Annotated in this window: 21 protein-coding genes; 8 read left to right on the top strand and 13 right to left on the bottom strand. The window is 64.8% G+C overall.

Features of this window, described 5'->3' with window-relative positions; translation table 11 throughout:
* Window positions 1–163 precede the first annotated feature (163 nt).
* The 4 genes from ACCQ06_RS12495 (at window position 164) to ACCQ06_RS12510 (ending at window position 3,954) form a co-directional block, all read left to right on the top strand.
* Window positions 164–1,198 (top strand): agmatine deiminase family protein, encoded by a 1,035-nt coding sequence (locus ACCQ06_RS12495; protein WP_316685996.1) that lies wholly within the window; start codon window positions 164–166, stop codon window positions 1,196–1,198.
* A gap of 114 nt (window positions 1,199–1,312) precedes the next feature.
* Window positions 1,313–2,197, top strand: coding sequence for a carbon-nitrogen hydrolase (locus ACCQ06_RS12500; RefSeq protein WP_316685998.1), 885 nt, complete (start codon window positions 1,313–1,315; stop codon window positions 2,195–2,197).
* 4 nt (window positions 2,198–2,201) lie between these two features.
* On the top strand, window positions 2,202–2,729 hold the full coding sequence (locus tag ACCQ06_RS12505; RefSeq protein ID WP_104614618.1) for a GNAT family N-acetyltransferase: 528 nt from the start codon (window positions 2,202–2,204) through the stop codon (window positions 2,727–2,729).
* Window positions 2,722–3,954 carry a TraB/GumN family protein gene (locus tag ACCQ06_RS12510; RefSeq protein WP_372364369.1) on the top strand — a complete coding sequence of 411 codons (1,233 nt, stop codon included), beginning with the start codon at window positions 2,722–2,724 and terminating at the stop codon, window positions 3,952–3,954. Before ACCQ06_RS12505 ends, ACCQ06_RS12510 begins: the two co-directional genes overlap by 8 nt.
* Before the next feature lie 117 nt (window positions 3,955–4,071).
* On the opposite strand, the gene ACCQ06_RS12515 is transcribed toward ACCQ06_RS12510, so the two are convergent.
* The 10 genes from ACCQ06_RS12515 to ACCQ06_RS12560 all read right to left on the bottom strand — a co-directional run bounded on the left by ACCQ06_RS12515 (window position 4,072) and on the right by ACCQ06_RS12560 (window position 18,024).
* Window positions 4,072–4,911: an endonuclease/exonuclease/phosphatase family protein gene (locus tag ACCQ06_RS12515; protein WP_372364370.1), complete on the bottom strand. Its 840-nt coding sequence runs from the start codon at window positions 4,909–4,911 to the stop codon at window positions 4,072–4,074.
* Between the two features lie 140 nt (window positions 4,912–5,051).
* Window positions 5,052–8,189 (bottom strand): discoidin domain-containing protein, encoded by a 3,138-nt coding sequence (locus tag ACCQ06_RS12520; RefSeq protein WP_316686006.1) that lies wholly within the window; start codon window positions 8,187–8,189, stop codon window positions 5,052–5,054.
* Window positions 8,190–8,215: 26 nt separating this feature from the next.
* Window positions 8,216–9,052: a carbohydrate ABC transporter permease gene (locus ACCQ06_RS12525; protein ID WP_005992271.1), complete on the bottom strand. Its 837-nt coding sequence runs from the start codon at window positions 9,050–9,052 to the stop codon at window positions 8,216–8,218.
* Entirely contained in the window at window positions 9,049–9,933 is an 885-nt protein-coding gene (locus tag ACCQ06_RS12530; RefSeq protein ID WP_104614621.1) for a carbohydrate ABC transporter permease, read from the bottom strand. The genes ACCQ06_RS12525 and ACCQ06_RS12530 overlap by 4 nt, the downstream gene beginning before the upstream one ends.
* Window positions 9,930–11,294, bottom strand: coding sequence for a sugar ABC transporter substrate-binding protein (locus tag ACCQ06_RS12535; RefSeq protein WP_104614622.1), 1,365 nt, complete (start codon window positions 11,292–11,294; stop codon window positions 9,930–9,932). Before ACCQ06_RS12535 ends, ACCQ06_RS12530 begins: the two co-directional genes overlap by 4 nt.
* A gap of 3 nt (window positions 11,295–11,297) precedes the next feature.
* A complete protein-coding gene (locus ACCQ06_RS12540) occupies window positions 11,298–12,917 on the bottom strand; it encodes a glucoamylase family protein (protein WP_104614623.1) in 1,620 nt (539 codons plus the stop codon).
* 102 nt (window positions 12,918–13,019) lie between these two features.
* Window positions 13,020–15,998: a TonB-dependent receptor gene (locus ACCQ06_RS12545; RefSeq protein ID WP_316686013.1), complete on the bottom strand. Its 2,979-nt coding sequence runs from the start codon at window positions 15,996–15,998 to the stop codon at window positions 13,020–13,022.
* A 103-nt stretch (window positions 15,999–16,101) separates the two neighbouring features.
* Window positions 16,102–17,124, bottom strand: coding sequence for a LacI family DNA-binding transcriptional regulator (locus ACCQ06_RS12550; RefSeq protein WP_316686016.1), 1,023 nt, complete (start codon window positions 17,122–17,124; stop codon window positions 16,102–16,104).
* Between the two features lie 334 nt (window positions 17,125–17,458).
* A complete protein-coding gene (locus ACCQ06_RS12555) occupies window positions 17,459–17,728 on the bottom strand; it encodes a BolA family protein (RefSeq protein ID WP_316686018.1) in 270 nt (89 codons plus the stop codon).
* Window positions 17,725–18,024 carry a YciI family protein gene (locus tag ACCQ06_RS12560; RefSeq protein ID WP_228323886.1) on the bottom strand — a complete coding sequence of 100 codons (300 nt, stop codon included), beginning with the start codon at window positions 18,022–18,024 and terminating at the stop codon, window positions 17,725–17,727. The genes ACCQ06_RS12555 and ACCQ06_RS12560 overlap by 4 nt, the downstream gene beginning before the upstream one ends.
* 367 nt (window positions 18,025–18,391) lie before the next feature.
* Here ACCQ06_RS12560 and ACCQ06_RS12565 point away from each other — a divergent pair, with 367 nt between their 5' ends.
* Genes ACCQ06_RS12565 through ACCQ06_RS12575 form a run of 3 tightly spaced genes read left to right on the top strand, consistent with a single transcriptional unit; the run spans window position 18,392 to window position 22,158 of the window.
* Window positions 18,392–19,297, top strand: coding sequence for a segregation and condensation protein A (locus ACCQ06_RS12565; RefSeq protein ID WP_104614626.1), 906 nt, complete (start codon window positions 18,392–18,394; stop codon window positions 19,295–19,297).
* On the top strand, window positions 19,236–20,516 hold the full coding sequence (gene scpB, locus ACCQ06_RS12570) for an SMC-Scp complex subunit ScpB (RefSeq protein ID WP_316686021.1): 1,281 nt from the start codon (window positions 19,236–19,238) through the stop codon (window positions 20,514–20,516). Before ACCQ06_RS12565 ends, scpB begins: the two co-directional genes overlap by 62 nt.
* On the top strand, window positions 20,509–22,158 hold the full coding sequence (locus tag ACCQ06_RS12575; protein WP_316686023.1) for a pseudouridine synthase: 1,650 nt from the start codon (window positions 20,509–20,511) through the stop codon (window positions 22,156–22,158). The genes scpB and ACCQ06_RS12575 overlap by 8 nt, the downstream gene beginning before the upstream one ends.
* Window positions 22,159–22,498: 340 nt before the next feature.
* Here ACCQ06_RS12575 and ACCQ06_RS12580 read toward each other — a convergent pair whose 3' ends face one another.
* On the bottom strand, window positions 22,499–22,936 hold the full coding sequence (locus tag ACCQ06_RS12580; protein ID WP_104614628.1) for a hypothetical protein: 438 nt from the start codon (window positions 22,934–22,936) through the stop codon (window positions 22,499–22,501).
* 162 nt (window positions 22,937–23,098) lie between these two features.
* Here ACCQ06_RS12580 and ACCQ06_RS12585 point away from each other — a divergent pair, with 162 nt between their 5' ends.
* Window positions 23,099–23,869: a glutaminyl-peptide cyclotransferase gene (locus tag ACCQ06_RS12585; RefSeq protein ID WP_316686026.1), complete on the top strand. Its 771-nt coding sequence runs from the start codon at window positions 23,099–23,101 to the stop codon at window positions 23,867–23,869.
* A gap of 110 nt (window positions 23,870–23,979) precedes the next feature.
* On the opposite strand, the gene ACCQ06_RS12590 is transcribed toward ACCQ06_RS12585, so the two are convergent.
* Together ACCQ06_RS12590 and ACCQ06_RS12595 are read right to left on the bottom strand one after the other, a co-directional pair.
* The gene (locus tag ACCQ06_RS12590; RefSeq protein WP_104614629.1) at window positions 23,980–24,780 is read right to left on the bottom strand and encodes an amidohydrolase; all 801 of its coding nucleotides are present in this window, start codon (window positions 24,778–24,780) and stop codon (window positions 23,980–23,982) included.
* A gap of 206 nt (window positions 24,781–24,986) precedes the next feature.
* Window positions 24,987–26,135: a pyridoxal phosphate-dependent aminotransferase gene (locus ACCQ06_RS12595; protein ID WP_104614630.1), complete on the bottom strand. Its 1,149-nt coding sequence runs from the start codon at window positions 26,133–26,135 to the stop codon at window positions 24,987–24,989.
* Between the last annotated feature and the right edge of the window lie 195 nt (window positions 26,136–26,330).

A 26,330-nucleotide genomic window follows, 5' to 3' on the forward strand; every position in this document is an offset into this window, starting at 1 on the left:
CACCATGTATGTGGTCCGTCAGCACTCGGACATGCGTTGCTGCGAATCTGCATCAAGCCTGGCGCGGCAACGTGCGCCAGGATCGCAAGAGCCTGCACTCGAGTGCGGGGTATCGATGAACGTTTGGGCCGCTGTCCGGACACCAAGATGAGTATTGCCTCGCATGACCGACCATCTTCGCTTTCCTGCCGAATGGGAACCTCAATCCGCCGTGTTGCTGGCGTGGCCGCATGCCGGCACCGATTGGGCCGAGCGCCTGGCCGATGTGGAAGAGACCTACATCGCGCTGATTACCGCGATCTCCCGCTTCGAGCCGGTGGTCGTCTGCGCGGCCGATGACGATCTGCAGATCTATGCCGAGGCGCGGCTGCGTTCGGCGCGCGTGGACATGACGCGGGTGCGTTTTGTGATCGCCGCCTACAACGACACCTGGTTGCGCGATTCCGGCCCGATCACGCTGCGCCAGGATGACGGTTTCCGCCTGATGGATTTCCGCTTCACCGGGTGGGGCGGCAAGTTCGAGGCCAGCCTGGACGACCAATTGGTGAGTTCGCTGGATGCGGCGCAGGTCTTCGTGCCCGCCCCGGTGCAGACGGTGGATTTTGCGCTGGAAGGCGGTGCGATCGAAACCGATGGTGCCGGCACGCTGCTGACGACCTGGACCTGCCTGCACGAACGGCATCCGCAGCGCACGCGCGAATCGCTCAGCAGCGATCTTGCGGCATGGCTATCGCAGGATCGGGTGCTGTGGCTGGACCACGGCTATCTCGAAGGCGACGACACCGACGCGCATATCGATACGCTGGCGCGCTTTGCCGGCCCGGACACGATCGTCTACCAGGGCTGCAATGTGCCCGGCGATTCGCATTACGCCGAACTGCAGGCGATGGGCAACGAGCTGGCCGCGCTGCGCACCGCCGACGGGCAGCCGTACCGTTTGTTCGTGCTGCCGTGGGCCGAGCCGATCCTGGATCAGGGCCGTCGCCTGGCTGCGTCGTATGCCAACTTCCTGATCGTCAACGGCGCGGTACTGATGCCGGCGTATGGCGATCCGGCCGATGCGACCGCGCAGGCGGTGCTGGCCGAAGCGTTTCCGCACCACGAAATCGTGCCGGTGCCCTGCCGTGCGCTGATCTGGCAGAACGGCAGCCTGCATTGCCTGACCATGCAGTTGCCGGCCGGCCTGCTCGCCGCCTGATCAGTGCGTTCGACGCGACTACGTACGTGGCGCGTCGTTTCTTGTTCCGGCCGGCAGGCCGGTGTTATGCCATGGCGCGCTACCTTAGTGCGCACCTTTGCAGGATGAGATGCCATGTCCCGTCACCTTCTTTCCGTCGCGCTGATTCAAGAGCGCAACCACGGCGACGCCGAGGCCAATCTGGCCATCATCGAATCGCGCGTGGCCGAGGCTGCCGCACAGGGCGCCAAGTTGGTGCTGCTGCAGGAGTTGCATAACGGCGCGTATTTCTGTCAGCACGAGTCGGTGGACGAATTCAATCTGGCCGAGCCGATCCCCGGCCCGAGCACCGAACGCCTGAGTGCGCTGGCCAAGCAACATGGTGTGGTACTGGTCGCCTCGTTGTTCGAGCGCCGCGCGGCCGGCCTGTATCACAACGCTGCGGTGGTGTTCGAAAAGGACGGCCGCCTGCTCGGCAAGTACCGCAAGATGCACATCCCCGACGATCCGGGCTTCTACGAGAAGTTCTATTTCACGCCGGGCGATCTGGGCTTTACGCCGATCGATACCTCGGTGGGCCGCCTTGGCGTGCTGGTGTGCTGGGATCAGTGGTACCCGGAAGCAGCACGCTTGATGGCCTTGGCCGGTGCGGAACTGCTGCTCTACCCCACCGCGATCGGCTGGGACCCGGACGATCAGCAACCCGAGCAGGAGCGTCAGCGCGATGCGTGGATCCTGAGCCATCGTGGGCATGCGGTCGCCAATGGCGTGCCGGTGCTGTCGTGCAACCGTGTCGGGCATGAACCCTCGCCGCTGGGCGCGTCCGGCATCCAGTTCTGGGGCAACAGCCATGTGCTGGGGCCGCAGGGCGAGTTCATCGCCGAAGCCGGCCAGGAGCCGACCGTGCTGATCTGCGATGTCGACCTGCAGCGCAGCGAACATGTGCGGCGCATCTGGCCGTTTCTGCGCGACCGTCGTATCGATGCGTACGGCGACCTGCTCAAGCGTTACATCGACTGATCGCATGGCCGTCGAGCTGCGTGCAGTCCGCGATACGGACATCCCGGCGATCACCGCGATTTATGCGGAGCAGATCGCCGGGTTTAATACCTACGAATACAGCGCGCCGTCGAGCGCGGACATGCACGCCCGCATGCGCGTGATCGTGGATGCCGGCTACCCGTATCTGGTTGCAGAACATGCCGGCGCTGTCGCCGGCTATGCCTATGCCAGTGCCTATCGCGCACGTGCGGGCTACCGCTGGACGGTGGAGAATTCGATCTATCTTGCCGCCGACATGCAGGGCCGCGGGATCGGCAAGGCCCTGTTGGGCGAACTGATCGCGCGCTGCGAGCAGCGCGGTGATCGGCAAATGATTGCGGTGATCGGCGATGCGAGCAACCAGGCATCGCTGCGGCTGCATGAACGTTTTGGATTTCGCACGGTCGGAGTGTTCACCGGTATCGGCCGCAAGCAAGGTCGCTGGTTGGACGGCGTGCAGATGCAGCGCCAACTCGGCTCCGGTAACACCGCCCCTCCTTCTGATGAATGACCCCATGACTGAGCAGACCACCCACGTTCTGGACGATGCGCTGTCCGGCCAGCCGCACCGCATCGTCGAACGCGATGGCGTGCGCTACACCTTGCTGGGAACTGCCCATGTCTCGCTGGCCAGCGTCGCCGCGGTGCAGCGGGCGATCGGCAGCGGCCGTTACGACGCGGTGGCGGTGGAGCTGGACGCGCAACGCCTGCAGGCGCTCAGCGACCCGGATGCCCTCGCCCGCCTGGATCTAGTGCAGGTGATCCGCAAGGGGCGCGTGGCCCTGTTTGCGGCCAATCTGGCATTGGCGGCCTACCAGCGCCGCCTGGCCAAGCAGTTGGGCATCGAGCCGGGCGCGGAGTTGAAGGAGGCGGTGAATTTGGCGCGTGCGCAGGGACTGCCGGTCTATCTGATCGACCGCGAAGTCGGGCTGACCTTCAAGCGTGCGTCCGGGCGGTTGGGATTCTTCGGCAAGATGAAACTTGCCGGCGGTCTGCTCAGCGGCCTGTTCGCCGCCGACGAGGTGGGCGAAGAGGAAATCGAAAAGCTCAAGCAAGGCGACATGCTCGAAGCGAGCTTCGGCGATTTCGCCAGCGAGAGCCCGGAGCTGTACGAGACGGTGATTGCCGAGCGTGATCGCTACATGGCCACGCGCCTGCGCGAAGAAGCCGGTGCCGGGCAGTATGAAGTGCTGGCGGTGGTCGGCGCCGGACATCTGGCCGGGCTTGCGCGGCACCTGGAACAGGACACCGATGCGCCCGGCCCGCTACGCGAGTCGCTGGAATACGTGCAGCAGCGCAAGCGCGTGCCCTGGATCACGTTGGGCATTTTGGCGGTGATCATTACCGGGATCGGCATCGGCTTCTGGCGCGGCGGCCTGAGCATGGGCGCCGACCTGTTGCTGCAGTGGGCGATGTACACAGGCGGGCTGGCCGCACTGGGCTGTCTATTGGCCGGCAGCCACCCGTTGAGCATCCTGACCGCTGCAGTGGTCGCCCCATTCAAACCGTTCCGTCTGAGCGTCCCGACCGGTGCGTTCGCCGCGCTGGTCGAAGTGCATATGCGCAAGCCGGCCTATGGGGATTTCCTGTCGCTGCGCGACGATGCGCAGACCCTGCGCGGTTGGTATCGCAATCGCGTGTCGCGCGTGGTGCTGACGTTTCTGTTGACCAACTTCGGCAGCATGGCCGGAGTGTGGCTGGCAGGCGTGCAGATCTTCAATCGCCTGAATGGGTGATTGAGAAGGCAGTCGGCAAGCTGCGGTATCCCGACGCCTTGCAGGACCGCACCTGGGCGCGATTGGACGTTCTCGGTAAAGCCCGTCGCGCCCGGGTGCGCTCCTACGTGGTTGGCGTTACGGAGCGGCGGACTGATCCGGTGCAAGCTGCAAACGCACCCACACGCCATAGTGATCCGATGCCCAGCGCCCTTCGGCATATGGGGTGTCGAACAGAATGCGGGCTTCGCGGGCAAGCAGGCGGTTCTGCTGGAAGAACACGTGGTCGATGCGCGCCGGCGTGTCGAAGACATGCAGATTCAAGGTACTGACCGTGGCATCGCTGTTGCGGTGCACGCTGCCATAGCTATCGCCATAACCCTTGCGTAGCGCCTCCAGATCCAGCGCGTCGGCGGCGGTATTGAAATCGCCTGCGATCACTACCGGCGCCTGCGCGCTGGTGGAGGCAATGAACTCCAGCAGGTCGCCGACCTGGCGCGTGCGCGTTGCGGTACCGCGCGCATCGGCGCGTTCGTTGAGATGGGTGACGTAGACATTGACCGGCTGGCCATCGATATCCACCTGCAGATGCGCCGCAACGCGGTAGTCGTCCAACGGGTGCAGCAGTCGCTCGTGGCGCGCCAGCACCTTGCGCCGGCTCAGCAACGCATTGCCATAGCGCTTGGCGGCACCAGGGGGATCGGCCGAGGCGAAGATCACCGCGTAGCCCAGCTTGCGCGCCAACCAGGTGGATTGGTTTTCCACGCTACCGCGGCGCTCGATGACCTCCTGCAACGCAATGACATCCGGTGCCAGTTGCTTGAGCTCCTTGGCGATGTAGGCGCGGCGGGCCGGCCAGTCTTCGCGGTCGTGATGCAGGTTGAGCGTAACCAGGGTCAGGCCGCGCGCAGACGGAGCTGAGGTGACCTGCCCTGCCGGGTCACCGACCGCTGCAGAGCCGTCCTGCTTGGACTGCACGACAGCGGGTAACCGCCCAGCCTGATGCGGCTGGCCGGCCTGCGCGTGTGCGCAGCACGGCGCCAGTGCGACTACGGCTGCACACAGCAGCCAGGCGCGGCGCCGTCGTTGCCCTGCCCGTCCCGGCCAAGGCACGGCCGTCATTGTGCGGCGCGCTCGGCCCGCCGCACCGCGCTGGGCACATCGATCTGCACGGTGGCCGGCATCTGCTGGATCCGCAACTCGCCGTTCTGCCACTCCACGGTTTCGCCGTTGACGCTCGCCTTGCCGGGTTCGCCCTGATACGGCCAGACAAATACCACGCCGCCCGGCGGCAGCAACAGGCCGGGTTGCAGCTGCAGCGATAGCTGTTTTTCGGTGCGCTGCAGCGTGTAGTTGAGACGGCCGTAAGGCGTGCGCAATTCGGCAATGCCGATGCCCTTGCCTTCGAACCAGCGGGTCGGCGTGCCAGCGGCGATCACGATGCTTTGGTCGGACTCGCGGGTGTAGGCGAACATGTCCAGCACCGAACGCACGAAGTCCGATGCGACCCAGGCGTGCGGCAGATCGCCGACGAAGAACGGTGTACGCGGCGTGCGCGAGACCACCTCGGCCCACTGATTCCAGGGCTGCGGCGCGCGATCCTTGAAGAAGAATGCGGTGGCATCCCAAGCACGCTCGCGCCAGCCCAGTCGCACGAACGCGGCGACATTGCGCCATTCGTACGGGGTGTAGTCCTTCCACTCGCGCTTGCCGTCGCGGCGATCGGAGAACTCTTTCCAATAGCGTTCGAAGGTATTGGTCAGCAGCTCCTGCGGCAGGCGCTGCTGCTCGCCGCCCGGTGTCAGCGCGATGGTGGTGGAGGTCGCGTCGAAATCGCCGAGTTCGGCCGAACCGGGCAGGAAATCGAGCGTGTGCTCGCGCACCGCCGCACCCAGCGAAGCGATCAGGTCGCCGCTGAATTCGTCACGTGCAGCGCTGAAACGGGTGACGTCCTCCGGCTTGTCGAGCACGCCGGCCAGCATCGTGGCGTCCTTGTAACCGCGCAGCGCCCAGAAGTTGTCCCAGTACGAATGCACCGGTTTGGCCGAATAGCCTTCGTGGCTGATCGACACCGGCATCATTCCGTAGAACGCCGGGTTACGCATGAAGTTGTCTTCGGTGCGCTCGCTGGCGCGCAGTTTTTCCATGTAGTCGAAGGCGCCGGTCACATGCGGCCACATCTTCTCCAGGAACGGCCTGTCGCCGGTGTAGCGGTAGTACTCGGCGATGTTGTAGATCAGTTCGCCGTGACTGTCGTTTTCAGGCACCGGGTCGCTGCCGCGGTCGTCCACGCAGCACGGCACCATGCCGTCGGCAAATTGATACGGCGCAAACCAATCCACGTAGTCGCGCACCACGTCTTCGCGGCCGAGCCGCAGCAGGCCTTCGGAAATCATCGCGCCATCTCGGATCCAGCTGCGCGAATACGAGCGCGTTCCTGGCTGCAGGCGTGGGCCGATGCGCGAAATCAGCATGTGCGCCAGCGCCGTGCGCAACGTATCGACCACCGGCTTGCCTTCGGCCGGCACGCTGATGCGCACGCGATCGAGCTTGCCGCGCCATTGCTGAGCCACCTGCTGCTGCGCGACGTCGGCATCGAAGCCGGCGGGCAATTGCGCCGCACCGGTCTGCGGGATCACCAGCGCCACTTCGCGCTTCTGGCCGGGTTCCAGCTTCCAGCGATACAGCAGCACGCCCGACGCCAGGCCGGTTTCGTCCTTGACCTGGGTGACCGTCGGCGCCGTGGCGGCGGTGAGATGGCTGACATCCATGCCGCTGTCGAAGGCGCTGGCGAAGCCGGCATCGGGACGTTGCGCGGCGAAGACGCGCGGCTTGCCGTTGACGCTGACCTGGCTGCCATCCACCGCCAGTTGCTCGATCCGGCTGACGCCGCCCAGGGTGTTGAGGAACTGCGACGGGGGGTTGACCTGGAACGGACGCACCGCCAGGGCCAGGGTGAACTCACGTGCCTCCTTGCCGGTGTTGTGCAGCTGATAGCGCGCGACCAGTTGCGCCTGATCCGGTGTGCCCTGCACGAACGCGGTGACGCGCAGATTCATCAGGTCGTGATGCCAGTCGACGCTGGGAATCGGCAGGTAATCGTCCTGCAGGCTCTGCTCGCTGCTGACGTCGGACCAGTGCAGCACCTTGCCACCGGTGACCACGAACGGCTCGATGCTGAAACCGCCCTTGCCCACTTCCACCGCACCGTCTTCGCCGATCAGGCCCTGCTCGGTGCCGCCGTCAAGACCGAGGATGGTCCAGTACGGCTGCTCGCCGGAAAACCCGCGCGGATAACTGCCACGCGGCAACTGACCGGCCAGCGATTTGATGAAGTCGTTGGGCGTTGCCGCAAACGCCAGCGGCTGCAACTGCACCTCTTTGATGCCGTAGCGCCAGTTCGGGCCGTCCTTCAGATCGAAACGCAGATAGCGTGCTTCAGTATCGGGCAAGGCCAGCCAGTCGGTGCCGCCGGCACCGGCGGTGACCGTGCGCAGATCGCGCCAGCTGCGGCCATCGGCCGATGCACGCACCGCGTACTGCGAAGCCTGCAGGCCGGGCACCCACTGCACCACCGCGCCACCGAATTCGCGCACCTTGCCCAGATCCAGCGTGACGGTCTGTTGCTTGACCGCGCCGCTGAGCCAGAAGGTGTCGGGCTTGCCATCGGCCAGACGTTGCTCCAACGCCGGCGCCGTGTCGGTGATGGCCTCGGCCTTGAGCGGCGAGGTGTCTTCCGGCGGCAATGGGGTGAGCGTCAGGCGGTCGAAGCACACCGAACCCTTGCCACCGACCTTGTTGTAGATGGTGAACTCGACATCCGCGCTGCTGCGCAGCTGCTTGTCCGCACCCGGACCCCAGGCCTTTTCGATGTTGCGCTTGCGGTAGTTGAACGTGGTCCAGTTCTTCGGGAAATTGAAGCCCGGCCGGTTGACCCACCACACGTTATCGCCACTGGCATCGATCAGCTTGAGTTGCAGATCGTTGGACGGCGATTCGCCGCGCAGCGAAAACCCGATGCGGTAGTTCTCGGGGTATTCGAGCGGCAGCGCGCGGCGGATGCCGACATAGCCGGAGACGCCGTTGAAGTTGTAATCCAGGCACAGCGCATGCCCACCGGAGGGCGTCGCCACCGGGCGCAACGAGCCGCTGACCTGGTTGGACACCACCAGGCGCCAGGCGCCGATGTCGTTGAAGCCGTCGAGCACGCGCTCCTGCGCCTGCACCGCGCCCGCAGACGTGACGAAAGCGGCCATGGCACATAGTCGCAGGAACACTGGTTTCACCCCTTCACACTCCCCAGCAGAAGACCTTGAATGTAGTAACGCTGCAGCGCCAGGAACAATAGCAGCACCGGAATCACCGTCACCACCGCGCCGGCCATCATCAGTTCCACGTCCATGATGTGCTCGCGCGACAGCGCCGCCAGCGCCACCGGCAAGGTGTATTGCTCCTGGTCGGTGAGCACGATCAGCGGCCACATGAAGTCGTTCCATGAGCCCATGAAGGTGAAGATGGTCAAGGTGACCAGCACCGGCTTGAGCATCGGCAGCACGATCTGGAAGAAGATCCGCATCTCGCTGGCGCCATCGATGCGCGCGGCTTCGATCAACTCATCGGGAATGCTGCGCGCGTACTGGCGCACCAGAAAAATGCCGAACACCGTCGCCAGCGCTGGCACCACCACCCCGCCGATGTTGTTGACCAGATGCAGCTGCTTCATCAGCAGAAACAGCGGCAGCATCGCCACCTGCGCGGGAATCACCAGCGCGGCCATCAGGATCTTGAAGATGCGCTCGCGGCCGACGAACTGCAGCTTGGCGAAGGCATAGCCGGCCATGGTGTTGATCAGCAACGAGCCCAGCGTGATCAGCCCGGACACCAGCAGGCTGTTGGCGAAGTTACGCGCCATGCCGGTGCGCGCGAACAGCTCGTGGTAGTTGGCCAGGGTGAACGCCGATGGCAGCATCGGCGGTGGGAACCGGCTGGCCTCGCCGGTGGGCATGAACGACACCGACAGCATCCACAGCAACGGCGCCAGGCTGATCAAGGCCAGCACCAGCAAGCCGCCATTGATCAGGACGGCGTTCCAGCGCGACTCGCCGACATCACGACTCATATCAGGTCCCTCTTGCGGCCGAAGCGCAGCATCACGGTGGTCACCGCCAGGATGATCAGGAACAACAGGAACGCCACTGCCGACGCGCGGCCGAGGTTCCACCATTTGAAGCCTTCTTCGAACATGAAATACAGCACGCTGACGGTGCTCTGCAGTGGGTCGCCGCGGGTCATCACGTACGGTTCGGCAAACAGCTGGAAGTAGCCGGAAATGGTGATCACCCCGACCACCATCAGCACCGGGCCGAGCATCGGCAAGGTGATGTGCAGAAACTGCTTCCAGCGCGAGGCGCCATCGATGCGCGCGGCCTCGTAGAGGTCCTGCGGAATCGCCTGCAAGCCGGCCAGGAAGATCACCATGTTGTAGCCGAAGTTCTTCCATACCGCGAACAGCATGATGGTGGGCATCGCCCAACGCGGATCGCCCAGCCAGTCGATCGGGGCGATGCCCAGATGGCTCAGCCCGAAGTTGACCAGGCCATATTTGATATGGAACAGGTAGCGCCAGATCACCGCCACCGCCACCAGCGTAGTCACCACCGGGGCGAACAGTGCGGTGCGGAACACCGCCTTCAAACGCGAGGCCTTGGCGTTGAGCAGCAACGCTGCGCCGAGCGACACGCCGATCGACATCGGCACGCCCAGCAGCACGAAGTAGGTGGTATTCCACAACGACTTCCAGAACAGCGGCGTCTGCAGCAGCTCAATGTAATTGCCCAGGCCGACGAAGCGCAGGTGGCTGCTGTCGGCCAACGCGTACAGGTCGAAGTCGGTGACGCTGAGCACCAGCGCGGCGAACACCGGCACGCCGAAGAACATGCCCAGCACCATGATCGACGGCGCGGCGAACACCCAGCCGGCAACGGAATTGCGCTTCATCATCGTGCCGCTCCCTTGCCGCTGCCTGCAGCCGCTGCTGCGTCCGGCGTGGGCCCGGTGGCAGGCGCGCCCGACGTGCCAGCCGGCCCAACATGCCCGCCTTCCTGTTCAAAGATCCAGCGGCGCTTGGCCAGGATGTCGTCCACGCGTTTATCCAGTTCCTGCACGGCGGCTTCGTGCGATTGACCGCCACGCACCACGCGCTCGGTGACCAGGCGCATTTCCTGCACGATGCGCTCCCATTCCAGCACCTTGGGCGTGGCCTTGACCCGTTCCAGCTGGTCGCCGAAGGCATGCGCCAGTTCGTCGTTGGCCAGCGACGGCAGCTTCCAGGTACTGCGCCGCGGCGGCAGGTCGCCGATGATGGCGTGGAAGCGCGCCTGCACCGTGGGCTGGGACAGATATTCGATCAGCTTCCAGGCCGCGTCCTTGTGCTGCGACGATTTGAAGATCACCAGGCTGGAACCGCCGGCAATACCGGCGCCCAAGCCATTCGGGCCGGGTAACGCTGCGGTACCCCACTTGCCTTCCATGCCCGGCGGCTGGCGCAGCTTGAACTCGCGCACGTTCCAGGGCCCGGACAGATAGAACGCGTAGTAGCCGTTGAAGAACTCGTACCAGACGTTGGAGACCTGAGTTTCGGACACCTTCGGCGCCCAGCCCTTCTGGTACATGCCGTCGTAGAACGCCAGCGCCTTGCGGAACCCTTCGCCGCGGAAGTTGCCGTAGTTATCGTGGTCGCGCAGCAGGCGGTCGTCCTGCTGCAGTGCGAACGAGAGCTGCTGTTCGAACTCGTTGAGCGGCATCAGGATGGCGTAACGGTCGGGGCCGACCTTGCGCTTGATCGCGGCCATCACCTGTTCCATCTCGGCCCAGGTCTTGGGCATTTCGCTGTAACCGGCCTCGCGCAGCAGATCCTTGCGGTAGAACAGCAGCCGCGTGTCCACATACCACGGCACCCCGTACAGCGTGCCATCGACCACGTTGGTGTCCCACACGCCGGGGAAGTAGTCGGCCGGGTCGACGATGGTCGAGCGCGCCACGTAGGGCTGCATCGGCTCCAGCGTGTCCAGCAGGGCGAATTCCGGCAGCCAGGTGTTGCCCAGCTGGCACACGTCCGGCAAACCGTCGGCGGCGAAGGCGGTGAGCAGTTTTTCGTGCGCTGCGGTCATCGGGATGTTCTGCACATCGACCTGGATGTCCGGGTTCTGCTTCTCGAAGTCGGCCACCAGCTCGGCCACCACTTCGGCCTCCTTGCCCATGGCCCAGAAGCGCACGGTGGTCTTGGCGGGATCGGAGCGGTTACATCCCGCCGCACCTGCACACAGGGCGGCGGCCAACATCAACAGTTTCAAAAGGCGCACGGATTACTCGGGTTTTTGGCGTTGCGAGGGGTCTTGCTGGGCCTGGGCGGCGGCGGCACGCGATTCGGCCATGCCCAGCGCACGTGCGGCGGCCTTTTGCTCGTCCTTCTGCGGCAGCGGCTGCGGCTCACCCTCGGGCGTGAGCCAGCCACCGGTGAACCCGGCGCGCTCCAGACCGGCGCGGATATAGGCGTTCTTTTTCATCACCGTCCAGACGAATTCGTTCTGGTAGTTGGCGATCATCGCCAGGATCGGGCCCTGATCGATGGCGATGTAATCGCTGGCCACCCAGCCACGGTCCGGCACCATGCGCCCGGTCTTGAGCGGGATGTCGTAGTTGAAGCTGGGGTTGAACGAATCCAGAAAGCCATAGCTGGAATACAGGAAGTCGCCGTAGCGCTTGTGCATCTCTTCGGTGGCCGGGATCACCACTTCCGGGGCGAACACGATCGAGGAGATCGCTGCGGTCGGTGCGATGGTGCCGTCGTCGAAGTTCTCGCGCAGGCCGGCGCCGCGCGAAGAGTAGTGGCGAAACTGGCGCTGCTCGCCGCGGTATTCCTGGCTGGTGTTCTGCGGGCCGTCGCCGGCGGTCAGGCCCCAGACGTTTTCGCCGTAGTCCTTCCACTTCATCGGGTTGTCGATGGCGTAGTCGCGCTGCGCCAGGGTGGCGCGGCGGCTGTTGAGGAAGTAGTCGATGCCGCGTTCGCGCATGTACTGGTCCTGGATATCGCGGAAGTCGATCCAGACATGGCTGTATTGGTGGCCGAACAGCGGGCCGAAGGACAGATATTCCTGGCCCTGGTAGACGCCCCAGTCGTTGTTGTAGGTGCGCGTCCAGCTGGTCCACGCCTCCGGGTCGACGCCGTGGGTGGGCGAGCCGAGCGCGAGGATGTACAGCATCATCGCCTCGTTGTAGCCCATCCAGTCGTGGTCGATGAAGCCGCTCTCCGGGAACCAGCCCATCGAGATCAGCGGCGCACGCTGCTGCAGCCAGCGCCAGTCCACGCGCTTGTACAGCGTGTCGGCGATCTGGCGGATTTCTTTCTCGCGCGGGTCGTCGCCGTCGTAATACGACTGGGTGAACAACACGCCCATCATCAGCAGCGCGGTATCCACGCTCGACAGCTCGACCCAGCTGTCGTAACGGTTGCCCTGCTGCATATCCAGAAAGTGATAGTAGAAGCCCTTGTAGCCGGCCCTACCGGTCCGCTGCGGCCCCATCGGCGCATCGCGGAAGAATTTCAGTGTGGTCAGGGTGCGATCGATCGCCTGATTGCGGCTGACCCAGCCGTTTTCGATGCCGATCGGATATGCGGTCAATGCAAACCCCACCGAGGCGATGCTGGCGAACGGGCGCGACGGAAACCGGTCCGGCGCCAATCCATTGAGCTCGTTGGTGGTGTCCCAGAAAAACTGGAAGGTGCGGCGTTCGATGTCCGAAAACAGCGGTGGCAACGGTGGCTTGACCGGCTTGGGCGGCAACTGCGCCTCGATCAGGATCACTTTCACTGGTGCCTTCTTTTCGGCCACCTTGGGCTCCTCGGCCTGTTTGCAGGACGCCAGCACCAGCGCGCCCAGCAAGAGTGGAATCGTCAACCAACGCGACGTGTTGCCCCTGTCCATCCGCCCCCCACTTGTGTAATCGATTACATCTCGCACGCCAACCTACCCTATCCAAGCGCCGAGTTCGACCGCCCTGACCTCATGCCAGGGCGGTCGAGTACCTCACCAGTTTAGGCCGAAGGCCAGGCGGAAGGTACGCATCGGCGACGCCAGCACACCGGTCGGTGTGCCGTAAGCCGTGTTCAAGTCGTCCAGTGTCCCGGTGTCGCCGTTGAAGTCGGCGTAGTTCACCCAATTGAACACGTTGAGGATATCCGCACGCACGTTGAATTTGACACCTGCACCGGTATCCCATTCTTTGTTGGCGGCAATGCTGAACTCCTTGTAGCCCAACGTGCCATCCGGCTTGAACTGGATGATGTCGCACTGGTCGTTGCCGGCAAGGCAATTCTGGCCGTAGCGCGCAGTCTGGCTGGCCAGCGACAGCTTGCCGGACAGCTTGACCTCGTAGGGCAGCTCGTAGATGCCGGTGACCACCAGGCGGTTCTTGGCGATGCCGCCGGCTTCACGCCAGCCATAGTCTTCGATGCGCTCGCGATCCAGCGCGTAGTGCTCGCCGAACTGGCGGTTTTCCTTGGCATCGGAATAGGTGTAGGCCACGGTCAGGCCCCAACCGGATTCTTCATCGAAGGGCTTTTCGATCTGCAACGCGAGCTGGTTGTTGCGGGTCTCCACGCCGTTGGTGCCAAGTACGATGGCGCTATAGCCGTTCGGGCCATCGGTCGGCGCACCGGAGGTGGTGCCCGGCTGGAAGAATGAACCGTCCGGCAAGCGATTGCCGCGCACGAAGGCGAAGCCGTCATGGCTCTCGATACGGCTCAGGGTCACATCGGTGAACCAGTCCTGGCCCCACAACGGCACCATGTTGCGCATGCCGATGCTGAATTGGTCGGAGTACGGGGTCTTGAGGTTGTTATCGATCAGGTAGACCTCACGTCCGCCACCGCCAGTGCTGTTGGCCGTGAGTGTGTTCAAGCCTTCCTGATTGTTGTACGCCGGATTCCACGCCGTGCATGGGTCGCCCAGGCAGGCACCGTTGTTGGCGCTGGTGAAGTAGTAGCTATAGGAGTTGAAGGAGTTGTTGAGCTGCTCCAGTGCCAGGTAATCGAAGATGTTGCGGTCGTAGGCACGGCCGGCACCGCCGTAGATCACGTGGGCCTGGTCGCCGAACAGGTCGTAGGAGGCACCCAGACGCGGCTGCCAGGCATTCTTGAATGCCTTGCGGTTGTTGCCGGTGCTGATGAAGTTGTTGATGTTGTAGTTGGCGTTGCGCAGGTTTGGCCAGTTCTGCAACGCACCGGCTACATCGGACGGGGTGACGAAGTCCAGGAACGCCGGGGTTTCTTCGTAGTCGTAGCGCACGCCCAGGTTGAGGGTCCAGTGCTCGTTGACCTCCCAGTCGTCCTGCAGATAGATGCCGTACTGCTTGTTCGTGGACACCACCGAGCCGCCACCTTCGGTCAACGGCGCGCCGAAGCGCACACGGTAAGGCGTTTCGACATCGCTGAGGATGTTGTAGTAGTACTGCGGATTGGCCGGGTTGAACTGGGTCGAATCCAGATCGATGCTCTTGAACTTCACGCCCATCTTGACGGTGTGTGCGCCGTGCCATTCCAGGCTGTTCAAGGTCAGATCGTCCTGGAAGGTCCAGCCCTTCTGGCCCTTGCGCTGAAAGCTGCCACCGGCACCGGCGGACAGCACTTCGTCCTCGATACCGCGTACCGGCGCATAACTCAGCACGTAGCCGCTGCCATTGTTCCGCGGCGCCTGGTTCCAGAACGCGCTCTCGTAGCTCAGATTGGCTTCGTTGAGGAAGTTGGCACCGCTGTATTGCCAGCGCAGGTTGGCGCGCTTTTCTTCCTGACCGTTGACGCTGCCGTGCTCGAGGGTCGAGGTGCCGCCAACGTCGTTGAGCTCGTCTTCCTTGCGGTACTTGCCGGTCAGCTCGAACAGGTTGTTGTCGCCGATGGTCCAGTCGATCTTGCCGAAGTACAGGTCTTCCTTGAACGGGGTGCTGTAGGTGGCCACCAACGGCTGCAACTGCGCGGGCAGTTGGTCGATGCGGTCGGAATAGATCGAGCCGGGAATCACCACGTTGGGGGTGGTGTATTCCTTGGCTTCATAGGCGATGAAGAAATGCGCCTTGTCCTTGAGGATCGGGCCGCTGAAGGTGGCGCCGTACTGGGTTTCTTCGAAGTCGTCGCGCATGCCGGCCTTCTTCTCCAGCGGGCTCTCCTCGCGCCAGCCGTCATTGCTGGTGTCCCAGAAGAAGCTGCCGTGGAAATCGTTGGTGCCGGACTTGGACGAGGCCACGATGGCCGCGCCGCTGACCTGGTCGAACTCCGCCTTGTAGTTGGAGGTGATGACCTTGTATTCGCCGATCGCCGACTGCGGGAACGGATTGCCGCGACTGGAATCCTGGCCGCTGACGCCGCCGGTCAGCACGTAGTTCTTCTGGCTGACGCCGTCGATGTAGACGTTGGTGCCTTCGGCCGACGTGGCGCCGGTGCGCACCTTGGTAGTGCCGTTGGCGTCGCGGGTGAACTGCACGTTCGGCACGGTGTCGGCCAGTTCCAGGAAGTTGCGCGTGGCACGCGGCAGGTTCTGGATCTGCACGTTGGAGATATACGTGGCGTTTTCGGAGGTGCGCGTCTCCACCAGCACCGGTGGTGCCTTGACCTGCACCGCGTCCAGCGTGGTGGCGTTCCCCCCTGCGGCCGTGGCCGGTTCGCCGCCAACGCCCAGGTTCAAGGTGGCCGTCTGGCCGACCTGCACGGTCACATTCTGCGTGCTGGTCTGGCCGTTGGCGGTGACGTCGATGCGGTACGAGCCCGGCGGCAGACCACCGACCGAATAACTGCCATTGCTGACCTGCACGGTGCGGGTCAGGCCGGTCGCAAGATTGGTCGCGGTCACCTGGGCCTGCGCCGCAGGTGCGGAGTCCACGCTGACCTGGCCGCGGATGGTCGCGGCAGTGCTCTGCGCAAATACAGGCGCGGCGCCCAGGAGCAGGCAGCTGGCCAGGGCACAGCTGAGCAGCTTGCGCGCCGGGCGGGCGGAATGGGGGTGGTGGTGGCGCATTGGTCCCTCCAGGGATCGGTACAGATTGTTGTTGTGGCGTTGCAAACCAGCAGGAACGACCGCTGCGGGGGAGCAGCGGGAGCGGACAGAACGTCCGCGAAAGTCAGGGGCCGGGCTCGCCGGCACCGCAGGAAGTACGGATCACCAGCTCGGGCGTGAGCAGTTGGCGGATACCGTCGTCATGGCCGGGCAGTTCCACCAGCCGCATCAATCGGGTCATTGCCTGTTCGCCCAGGCGCGCGATGCTGACCCGCATCGTGGTCAGCGCCGGATGGACGAAGCGTGCCAGCGGGATATCGTCGAACCCGGCCAATGCGACATCGCCGGGCACCGACAGGTCGGCCTGCGCAAACGCGTACAGGCAGCCGAGTGCGGTCATGTCGTTGGCGGCAAACACCGCATCGGGCAATGCGCCGGCGGCCAGCATCGCCAGCCCGGCACGATGACCGGAGGCTTCGTCGAAGTCGCCGCCATATTCGATCCCCTGCGCCTGCTCGCCGAATCCGGCAATCGCGTCGCGGAAACCGCGCAGGCGTTCGCGCGCATCGAAATTGAGCGCGGGCCCGCCGATGAAGGCGATGCGCCGGTGGCCGGCGCGCAGCAGATGCTCGGTCATGGCCATGGCGCCGGCATGGTCATCGATGCTCAGCACCGGATAACCGGCACCGGGCAGATGCGCATTGATCAGCACCGTGGGTAGCGACTGCGGCAGGTTATCGGTGAGAAAGCCCGGCTGCTCGGCGTAAGGAGAGAGCACCAGCAAGCCATCGACGCGCCCGCGCATCGACCGCAGCGCCCTGCCCTGGGCTTCCGGGTCGCCGTGATAGCTGGACACCAGCAAGTGCTGACCGGCAGCCCGCGCGGCACCGTCGATGCCGCGGATCAACTCGGAAAAGAATTCGCCGTACAGGTCGGGCAGCACCACGCCCAGGGTCTGCGACCGCCGACTGCTCAGGCTGCGGGCTGCCGCATGCGGGCTGTAACGCAGCCGCTCGGCCACGTCCATGACCTGCTGGCGCACCGGTCCGGCAACGTTGTCGTGCCCATTGAGCGCACGCGACACGGTGGCGACAGAGACCCGTGCTTCCCGAGCGACATCTTTGATGGTGACCGCACCCTTGGCCATTCGTGTCGCCCTCCGCGACCGGCTTCCCAAAACTGGCGCGGACTGTAAGCGTTTTCATAAGCGGGCGTAAACCCCTATCTTCACGCCTGTGAAAACGCTTACAGATCAAGCATCTGCAGGTGATGAATACGTGAATGGATGTGCTGCGGCGCAACAAACCTGCACCCACGTGTCCACAAACGAGAGGTGGCGGTGATCACGGTTGAGTGGTTCGGGCTGCTGTGTTGGACCCACCACGTAGGAGCGCACCCGGGCGCGACGGGCGTTACTGCGATAACGCCCGTCGCGCCCGAGTGCGCTCCTACGAGGATGCATGGGCTCTTCGGGTTTCGGCCTACCCCGCCTCGCCGGGCGCGATCGCTTCGATCGACAAGGCATGGATGTCGGTCTGCATCATCTCTCCCACCGCAGCGTAGACCGCACGGTGACGGGCCAGCGGCGGTTTGCCGGCGAAGACGGCGCTGACCACCCGCACATTGAAATGTCCGCGGCCATCGCGGGCACCGGCGTGGCCGGCATGCCGATGGCTGTCGTCCACCACCTCCAGCTCGGTGGGTGCCAGCGCCGATTGCAACGCTTCGCGAATCCGCTCGATCCGGCTCATGGCAGCACCCGGCGGAACGGGCGGACTTCCGTGCGCACGTAGACGCCCGCGGCCACATAGGGATCGGCATCGGCCCAGGCGCGTGCGTCCTCCAGTGCGTCGAACTCGGCGATCACCACGCTGCCGCTGAAACCGGCCGGACCCGGATCTTCCGCATCGATGGCCGGGCACGGGCCTGCCACCAGCAACCGCCCCGCCGCGGCCAGCGCCTGCAGGCGCGCCAGATGCGCCGGTCGCGCCTGCTGCCGCGCGGCCAATGCATCGGCCCGGTCATACCCTTCGATTACGTACCACACATGCCACCTCACCCAGAACTGGAAGATCGTCGCAGGGATTCTAGCCGCGTCAGCGCTGGACACCGCCCCCGCGCACGCATTACCCTTGACGCCTACTGCACACGCAACCGGACGCAGCGGCCCGTCGGCCCAGGCACCACGCCTCATTCGACGACCGATTCGCTGCCCACCGCCGGTTCGCGTAGACGACCTCCTCGCTGTTCCGTCGCCGCCTGCCACGCGGCGCCCGATGGTACGCGGACCGGCGTTTGTGGATTTGTGGGAGCGTGCCGAAGCAGGCACGACATTGATCGCAATAACTCAAGGCAAAGCCCTGCAGGCGCGGCTCAGACCGCGGCCGGCGACCGTAAGACCCGATGTCCACCTGATGAATTCCGAACTCGCGCACGTCGCGACTCCGCCAGCCGCAAGCGCTCACCCACAGCAGCAGGAAATGCCGCTGGCGGTGGTGCATGGGCAACCGGTGCTGCAGATCCCGCAGGATCTGTATATCCCGCCGGATGCGCTGGAAGTGATTCTGGACGCGTTCGAAGGTCCGCTCGATTTATTGCTGTACCTGATCCGCCGTCAGAACCTGGACATCCTGGATATCCCGGTCGCCGAGATCACCCGGCAGTACGTGGACTACATCAACGTGATGCAGGAGCTGCGCTTCGAACTGGCGGCCGAATATCTGGTGATGGCTGCGATCCTGGCCGAGATCAAATCGCGCATGCTGCTGCCGCGCCCACCCAGCCAGGAAGGCGAAGAGGACGACCCGCGCGCAGAGCTGGTGCGCCGTCTGCAGGAATACGAGCGTTTCAAGCAGGCCGCCGAAGACCTGGACACCCTGCCCCGCATGGGCCGCGACAGCGCGCCGGTGCAGGCGCATCTGCCCGAGCGTGCAGCGGTCAAGCTGCCGCCGCCGGTGGAGCTGAAAGAAATGCTGATGGCGCTGTACGACGTGCTCAAGCGCGCCGAGCTGTTCACCGGCCACGCGATCAAGCGCGAGGCGCTGAGTGTGCGCCAGCGCATGGGCGATGTGCTGAGCCGCCTGGACGACGGCAAGTTCTACCGCTTCGAATCGCTGTTCACTGCCGAAGAAGGCAAGCTCGGCGTGCTGGTCACCTTCCTGGCGCTGCTCGAATTGGCCAAGGAGCAGTTGCTGGACATCGTGCAGGAGGCGCCGCTGGCGCCGATCTACGTGAAGTCGCTGGCGTTGGGCAATACCAATGCGCCGCTGCAATTCTCCAGCGAATTCGATGACAGCGACGCTGCCAACGAACCTATCTGAAGCCGATCGCCGAATGGATCAAGCGCTGATCACCCGCATTATCGAAGCCGCCCTGTTGGCAAGCAGCCAGCCGCTGACGCTGGCGCAGCTGCAGGGCCTGTTTCCGGAAGAAGAGCCGGCACCGCCCGGCAGCGTCGAACGCTCGCTGGAACTACTGCGCGAGGGCTGCGCCGAGCGCGGCGTGGAACTGGTCGAGGTGGCCTCGGGCTTCCGTTTCCAGGTCAAGGCCGATGTGCACGGCTGGGTCGCCCGTCTATGGACCGAGCGCCGCACCAAGTACACCCGCGCCACCCTGGAGACCCTGGCGTTGATCGCCTACCGCCAGCCGATCACGCGTGGCGAGATCGAACAGGTGCGCGGGGTGGCGGTCAGCAGCAATATCATCCAGGCCCTGGAAGAACGCGAGTGGATCCGCGTGGTCGGCCACCGCGACGTACCCGGCAAGCCCGCCCTGTTCGGCACCACCAAAGGCTTTCTGGATTACTTCGGGCTCAAGCGATTGGACGAGCTGCCGCCATTGTCTGAGTTGAAGGACATTGCCGAACTGGAGCCGCAGCTGCCGCTGGACCGCGATGGTCAGCTGGATGGCGTGGTGCCGGCCTCGGCAGCGATGGATGCGGCGCAAGACCAGGCCGATGCAGGGGCGTCCGACGCGGATGGTGGCAACGCCGATGCCGATGCCGATGCCGATGCCGATGCCGCTGAGCATGCATCGGATGCGTCGGAGACGGAGACGGCGCTTGCCGCTGCGTCCGATGCAGATGCCGAAACCGCCGTTGAAGCAAGCGTTAGTGCGCCGACCGACAGCAAAAGCGAAAGCGAAAGCGACTCGGACGTTGCAGCGGATTCGCATCGTTTATTTGAAATAGATAACGACATCGATGCCGGCACCGATGTTGATGGCGATGTCGGCAGCGACAGCACCGACGACGACCAGGCATCCAGCGCCGACGCGGGCACGGCAGACGACACCGCCGACGCGCCGAGCGCCGACACACCGCAGCACCCCGAGGATTCCTCGGCGCAACACATGCACCACATGCAAGACCCAGACAGCGCCCGCGAGGGCGACCCCGACACCGCGCCGGGCACGCGCGCGGATGCAGTGAACGAAGACGAAGACAACGCCGTCGCGACGACGACCGTGGCTGTTGACGAAGCCGATTCCGACCCAGAGGCCGACCCGCAACGCGTCGGCCGGAGCCAGACACATGAGTGACACCCCCCGCAAGCTGTCGTTGAACAAGCTTTCCCTCAAGCGCGACAGCGCGCCCGAAGTGCCGAAGCTGGAAGAGCGCCTGCACAAGGTGCTGGCCCAGGCCGGTCTGGGCTCGCGCCGCGCGCTCGAGCAGCGCATTGCCGATGGCCTGATCAAGGTCAATGGCGCCGTCGCGCAGACCGGTATGTCGGTGCGCAGCGGCGACAAGATCGAGCTGGACGGCCGCAGTTTCGTGGCCAGCGCGCTGACCGAGCCCTCGCGCGTGCTGATCTACAACAAGCCCGAAGGCGAAGTGACCACGCGCGAAGATCCCGAAGGCCGCCCGACCGTGTTCGAGTCGCTGCCGGCATTGAAGGGCTCGCGCTGGATCGCCATCGGCCGCCTGGACATCAACACCACCGGCCTGCTGCTGCTGACCACCGACGGTGAGCTGGCCAACGCGATGATGCACCCCTCTTACGAGGTCGAACGCGAATACGTGGTGCGCGTGCGCGCCCCGGAAGGCGAAGAAAACGTGTCCGACGCCATCATCGAACGGCTGTCGCGCGGTGTGCTGCTGGAAGACGGCGGCGCCAAGTTCGACGAGATCGAGCGCATCGGCGGCACCGATTCGCACGACTGGTTCCGCGTGGTGGTCAAGGAAGGCCGCAACCGTGAAGTGCGCCGTCTGTGGGAATCGCAGGGCTGCCAGGTCAGTCGCCTCAAGCGCAGCCGCTACGGCAAGATCTCGCTGCCGCGCGAACTGCTGCGTGGGCAGTCGGTGGAAGTGGCACAGGAAAAGGTCGACACCCTGCGCGCCGAGCTCAAGCTGGAAGAAGGCGCGCCTTCTGCACTGACCCTGCAACCGGTGATCGGCCAGCGGCGTGCTGCCAAGTCCACCGTGCATGTCTCGCGCGATGGTCGCAGCAATGCCTACGTCAATGGGCAGACCTCCGGTGCCGATGAAGGTCGCGAGCTGCGTCGCTTCGACAACCTGCGCGAAGACCGCGGCGGCCGTGGTCGCGGCAAGCCGGGCGGCTTCAAGGGCGGCCTCACCGTCAGCGGCGAAGCGGCGGCCAAGCAATCGCAGCAACGCCCGTTCAAACAGCGTGGCCCGGCCAAGGGCGACCGCTCGTTGCCCGATGGCAACCCGGCCGCGTTCCGCAGCTGGTACGTGCCCGATGGCGTGAGCACCGGCCCGAGCGGTCACCGCAATGCCGGCCCCAGCGGTCCAGGCACCGGTCAGGCGCGTCCTTATGCCAAGAAAGGTCCGGGTGGTGCGCGTCCAGGCGCCGGCGGCCCAGGCCCAGGCAATGCACGTCCCGGTGCTCGCGGGCCAGGGCGTGACGGTGCCGGTGGCGGACAGGGCCAGTCGCAAGGTCAGGGACAAGGCCAGCGCAAGCACCCGTATGGACATCCGGGCAATGCACCGAGCTTCCCGTCCGATCACGCCAACCCGGGCTTCAGCCCCTATGGCACGGCGCGTCCGGCAGGTCGCCCGACCGGCGCACGCGCAGGCGGCCCCGGTGGTAACCGTGGTCCTGGCGGCAATCGCGGTCCCGGTGGTCCGGGTGGCGCACCGCGCGGTGCCGGCGGTCCCGGTGGGCGCCCGCCGGGCGGCGGCAATCGTCGCCCGCCCGGTGGCGGTAATCGCGGTCGCTAAGATGCGGCACGCGCAATAAAAAACGGCCCTGCAAAGGGCCGTTTTTTGTTTGTACAACAGATTGCTCCGAGCATCACGATCGATTGCAGCTGTAGTGCAAGCGACGACGACCTCGCACTACCCAGCGGCGATCAAGCGCCCAAAGCGCTTCGCATCCAGGCAAGCGGCATCCAGACGCCATGCGCCACTGGCACGATGCACGACCGCATGGACTGGCCGACGGCGCATCGCGAGCAACGGTCAAACGGGTCTCGATGGCGCGAAGCCCCGCACAACACTGCCGACACTGCTCAGCTGCTGCACCCACCTGACGCTGAGCGCAGCGATCTCTGGGCTGCGCTTACTTACGGCGCTCGATGACGAAGTTACCGACGTTGATGCCCAGATCGATGCCCTCGCCCGTGCCCGCCAGGGCCAGCGAGATATCGCCCTTGGTGACCACCTGTGCGGTGCTGGACTTGACCACACCCGCATGCGCTTCGGCCGCGGCGTAGGTGCCGAACAGATCGTTGAGGCTGTAGGCGCCGGTGAACGAACCGCGACCACCGGTGATCTTGGACTTGCCAACGGTCAAACCGCCGCCCTTGCTGGAAATCTTGACCGGAATGACCGCCCCGTTATCGCAGGTGATGGTGCCGGTGCCGCTGGCAGTCTTGTAGAACACCGACCAGCCCGACAGGTTGAACTTCAACTGGCAATCGATATTGCCGGCGGCCTGCGCCTGCGGAGCCAGCGTTGCCGCGCCGAGCAGGGCAAAAAGAGACAGTGACTTGATCATGTGTGCGTTGCCGGTGGTGGACGTGGCGCGAGACTAGCAGCGCCGGCGTAGCAGCCGCGACAAGGTCAACGCACCTCTCCAACGCGCGTTCAGCGAATGATTATCTCGGCGCGCGCATGGCAGCGCGCTGCACAAGCAGCCCCGACATGGGATCATTCGGGCATGTCACGCATCGCCCACAGACTGCTCTTCGCCGCCCTGTTGCTGCCGTCGCTCGCGCATTGCAGCGAGACGATTCCGACCCGGGGCTTTACCGTCGTCAACAGTTATCCGCACGACACCGCCGCCTTTACCGAAGGCCTGTTCTATCTCAACGGGCATCTGTACGAGAGCACCGGCGAGCTGGGCCACTCCAGCGTGCGCAAGGTCGAGCTGGAAACCGGCCGCGTGCTGCAGCAGGCCGATACGCCTGCGCCCTACTACGGCGAAGGCATCGTGGCCTGGGGCGACCGGCTGATCCAGTTGACCTGGCGTAACCAGCGGGGCTTCGTCTACGACCTGGCTACGCTGACACCGCGCTCGCACTTCGCGTATGCCGGCGAAGGTTGGGCGCTGACCAGCGACGAGCGCAGCCTGTACATGAGCGATGGCACTGCCCGCATCCGCCGGCTGGACCCGCAAACGCTGCAGCAGACCGGCACCATCAAGGTCACCGCGCGCGGTAAGCCGTTGGACAATCTCAACGAACTGGAATGGGTCAAGGGCGAGCTGTGGGCCAATGTCTGGCTCACCACCCGCATCGCGCGGATCGACCCGGCTAGCGGCAAGGTGATCGGCTGGATCGACTTGAAGGCGCTGGTTCCCGATGCCGACAGCTTGACCGACCCCAGCAACGATGTGCTCAACGGCATCGCCTACGATGCCAAGCACGATCGGCTATTCGTCACCGGCAAGCGTTGGCCGAAGATTTACGAAATCCGGTTGGCTGAGTAGCAGGGATTGGGGAGTCGGGATTGGCGTAAGCGATATTGGCGCAGGCGGCAGCATGCTCGCTGTGGCGAATCCCTAATCTCTCATTCCTAATCCCGACCGCCGACTCCGCCCTACTCGGTCAACGAAAACGGATCCGCATCCAGCATTGCCGGGAAGCGTGCGCGGTGCTCGGCCAGTGCCACGGCGCTGAGGGTGGTGGTGACCACCTGCGGCTGCTCGCGGATTTCCACCTGCGGCTGGCCGAGGAAATCGATCACCGCGCTGTCGCCGGCGTAGTGCAGCTGATTGCCATCTACGCCGACGCGGTTGACCGCAGCCACAAAGCACAGGTTTTCGATCGCACGTGCGCGCAGCAGCGTCTTCCAGGCATACGCGCGCGCAGACGGCCAGTTGGCGACGAACAATTGCAGATCGAAATCCAGCTGGCCCGGCCGCTCGACATCGAAGCGGTTGCGGCAGAACACCGGAAAGCGCAGGTCGTAGCAGATCTGCGGATTGATCCGCCACCCCTTCCAGTCCACGCACAGGCGATCGCGCCCGGCCGCGTAGCGCAGATGCTCGTTGCCGAAGCGAAACAGATGGCGTTTGTCGTAAGACTGCAGCGCCCCGTCCGGCGTGGCCCACAGCAGCCGGTTGAACACGCCTTCGGGCGTGCGTAACTGCACGCTCCCGGTAACCGCAGCGCCCAGCCGCGCCGACTGAGCACGCACCCACTCCACGGTCGGCCCATCCATGCCTTCGGCCTTGTCGATGGCCTCGTTGGAGAACCCGCTGGTGAAGGTCTCCGGCAGGATCACCAGATCGGTCTGCCCGGCCAACGGCTGCAGCAACGCGCCGTAATAATCGCGATTGCCGGCCGGATCATGCCAACGAGTGTCGCCTTGGATCAGGGAGATGCGGAGGTCGTGCATATGAGGCTCGGGAATGGGGAGTCGGGAATCGGGAATGGGTAGAGCGGCTGTGGTGGTGTCTGTGCGCTAAGTGGGTGACAACGTCGGAGGGGCGAGCAGGACACCCGCGACGCGCTCACGATTCCCTTTCCCGGGCCGGCAGGAATCGAGAAGGAGTCCAGTAACGCTCTTACGATTCCCCAATCCCGATCCCCCATTCCCGGCCCTCAGAGCTTCTGCAAACGTTCGATCGCCGCATCCAACGTTGCATCGTTCTTGGCGAAGCACAGCCGTGCCAGTCGCTGACCGGCTGGTGCCTGTTCGTAGAACGGCGAGAGCGGAATCGCGGCCACGCCCTTTTCGATCGTCAGCCACTTTACGAATTCGGTGTCGGGCAGATCGCTGATGGCCGAATAGTCCACCAGCTGGAAATAGCCGCCGGGCACCGGCAGCGGTAGCAGGCGCGTGGTCAGCAGCTGTTCGCGGAAGCGGTCGCGCTTGGCTTGATAGAACGCGCCAAGCTGCTCGTCGTGCTCGGGCTCGTCGCGGATCATCGCGGCGAACGCGTGCTGCGCCGGGCCGAAGCTGGTGAAGGTGTTGTACTGATGCACCTTGCGAAATTCGGCGGTGAGCGCCGGCGGTGCGATGGCGTAGCCGATCTTCCAGCCGGTGCAGTGGTAGGTCTTGCCGAAACTGGAAATCACGAACGCGCGCTCGCGCAGTTCCGGCCAGCGCAATACCGATTCGTGACGGCGGCCGTCGAACACGATGTGCTCGTAGACCTCGTCCGAGAGCAGAAAAATCTCGGTGCCGCGCAGCAGTTCGGTCAGCGTCTGCATGTCCTCGGCCGAGAGCATCGCGCCGGACGGGTTGTGCGGCGAATTGATCATCAGCAGCCGCGTCTTCGGTGTGATCGCCGCACGCAGCGCCTGCCAATCGACCGCGAAGGTCTGCGGGTGCAGCGCCACATGCACCGCACGCGCGCCGGCCAGATCGATCGCCGGCTCATAGCAGTCGTAGGCCGGATCCAGCACGATGACGTCTTCGCCGACCCGCACCACGGCGTGAATGGCATTGAAGATCGCTTCGGTGGCGCCGCTGGTGACGGTGATTTCGGTGTCGGCGTCGACCTGTGCGCCGTAGCAGCGCTGGGCCTTGCCGGCGATGGCCTGCCGCAGCGACGCAACACCGGTCATCGGCGGGTACTGGTTGTGGCCGGCGCGCATGGCCGCTTCCAGTTCATCGACCAGGCGCTGCGGCACCGGGAAATCGGGAAAGCCCTGTCCCAGGTTGACCGCGCCGTGTTCGGCCGCCAGCTGCGACATGACGGTGAAGATGGTGGTGCCCACCTTGGGCAGCTTGGTCGTGAGGGGCATCGTGCCTGTCCGGAACAAGAAACGGGGGACCGCGAGTGTACGCAAAGCGACCGCGCGGTTGCGCCAGACTCACCGCAAAACAGCGTTCCCGGACACATCGCGCCGCTGCGATGCGCCCGTGCCGCGGCCATCGTCGCTACAATGCGCGCCCTGTCCCGCCCTTCCCCATGCCGTCCTGCGACGGGAGCCCGCTGC

The organism is Xanthomonas sp. NCPPB 4467, assembly GCF_041475665.2.
GTDB classification, from domain to species: Bacteria; Pseudomonadota; Gammaproteobacteria; order Xanthomonadales; family Xanthomonadaceae; genus Xanthomonas; species Xanthomonas dyei.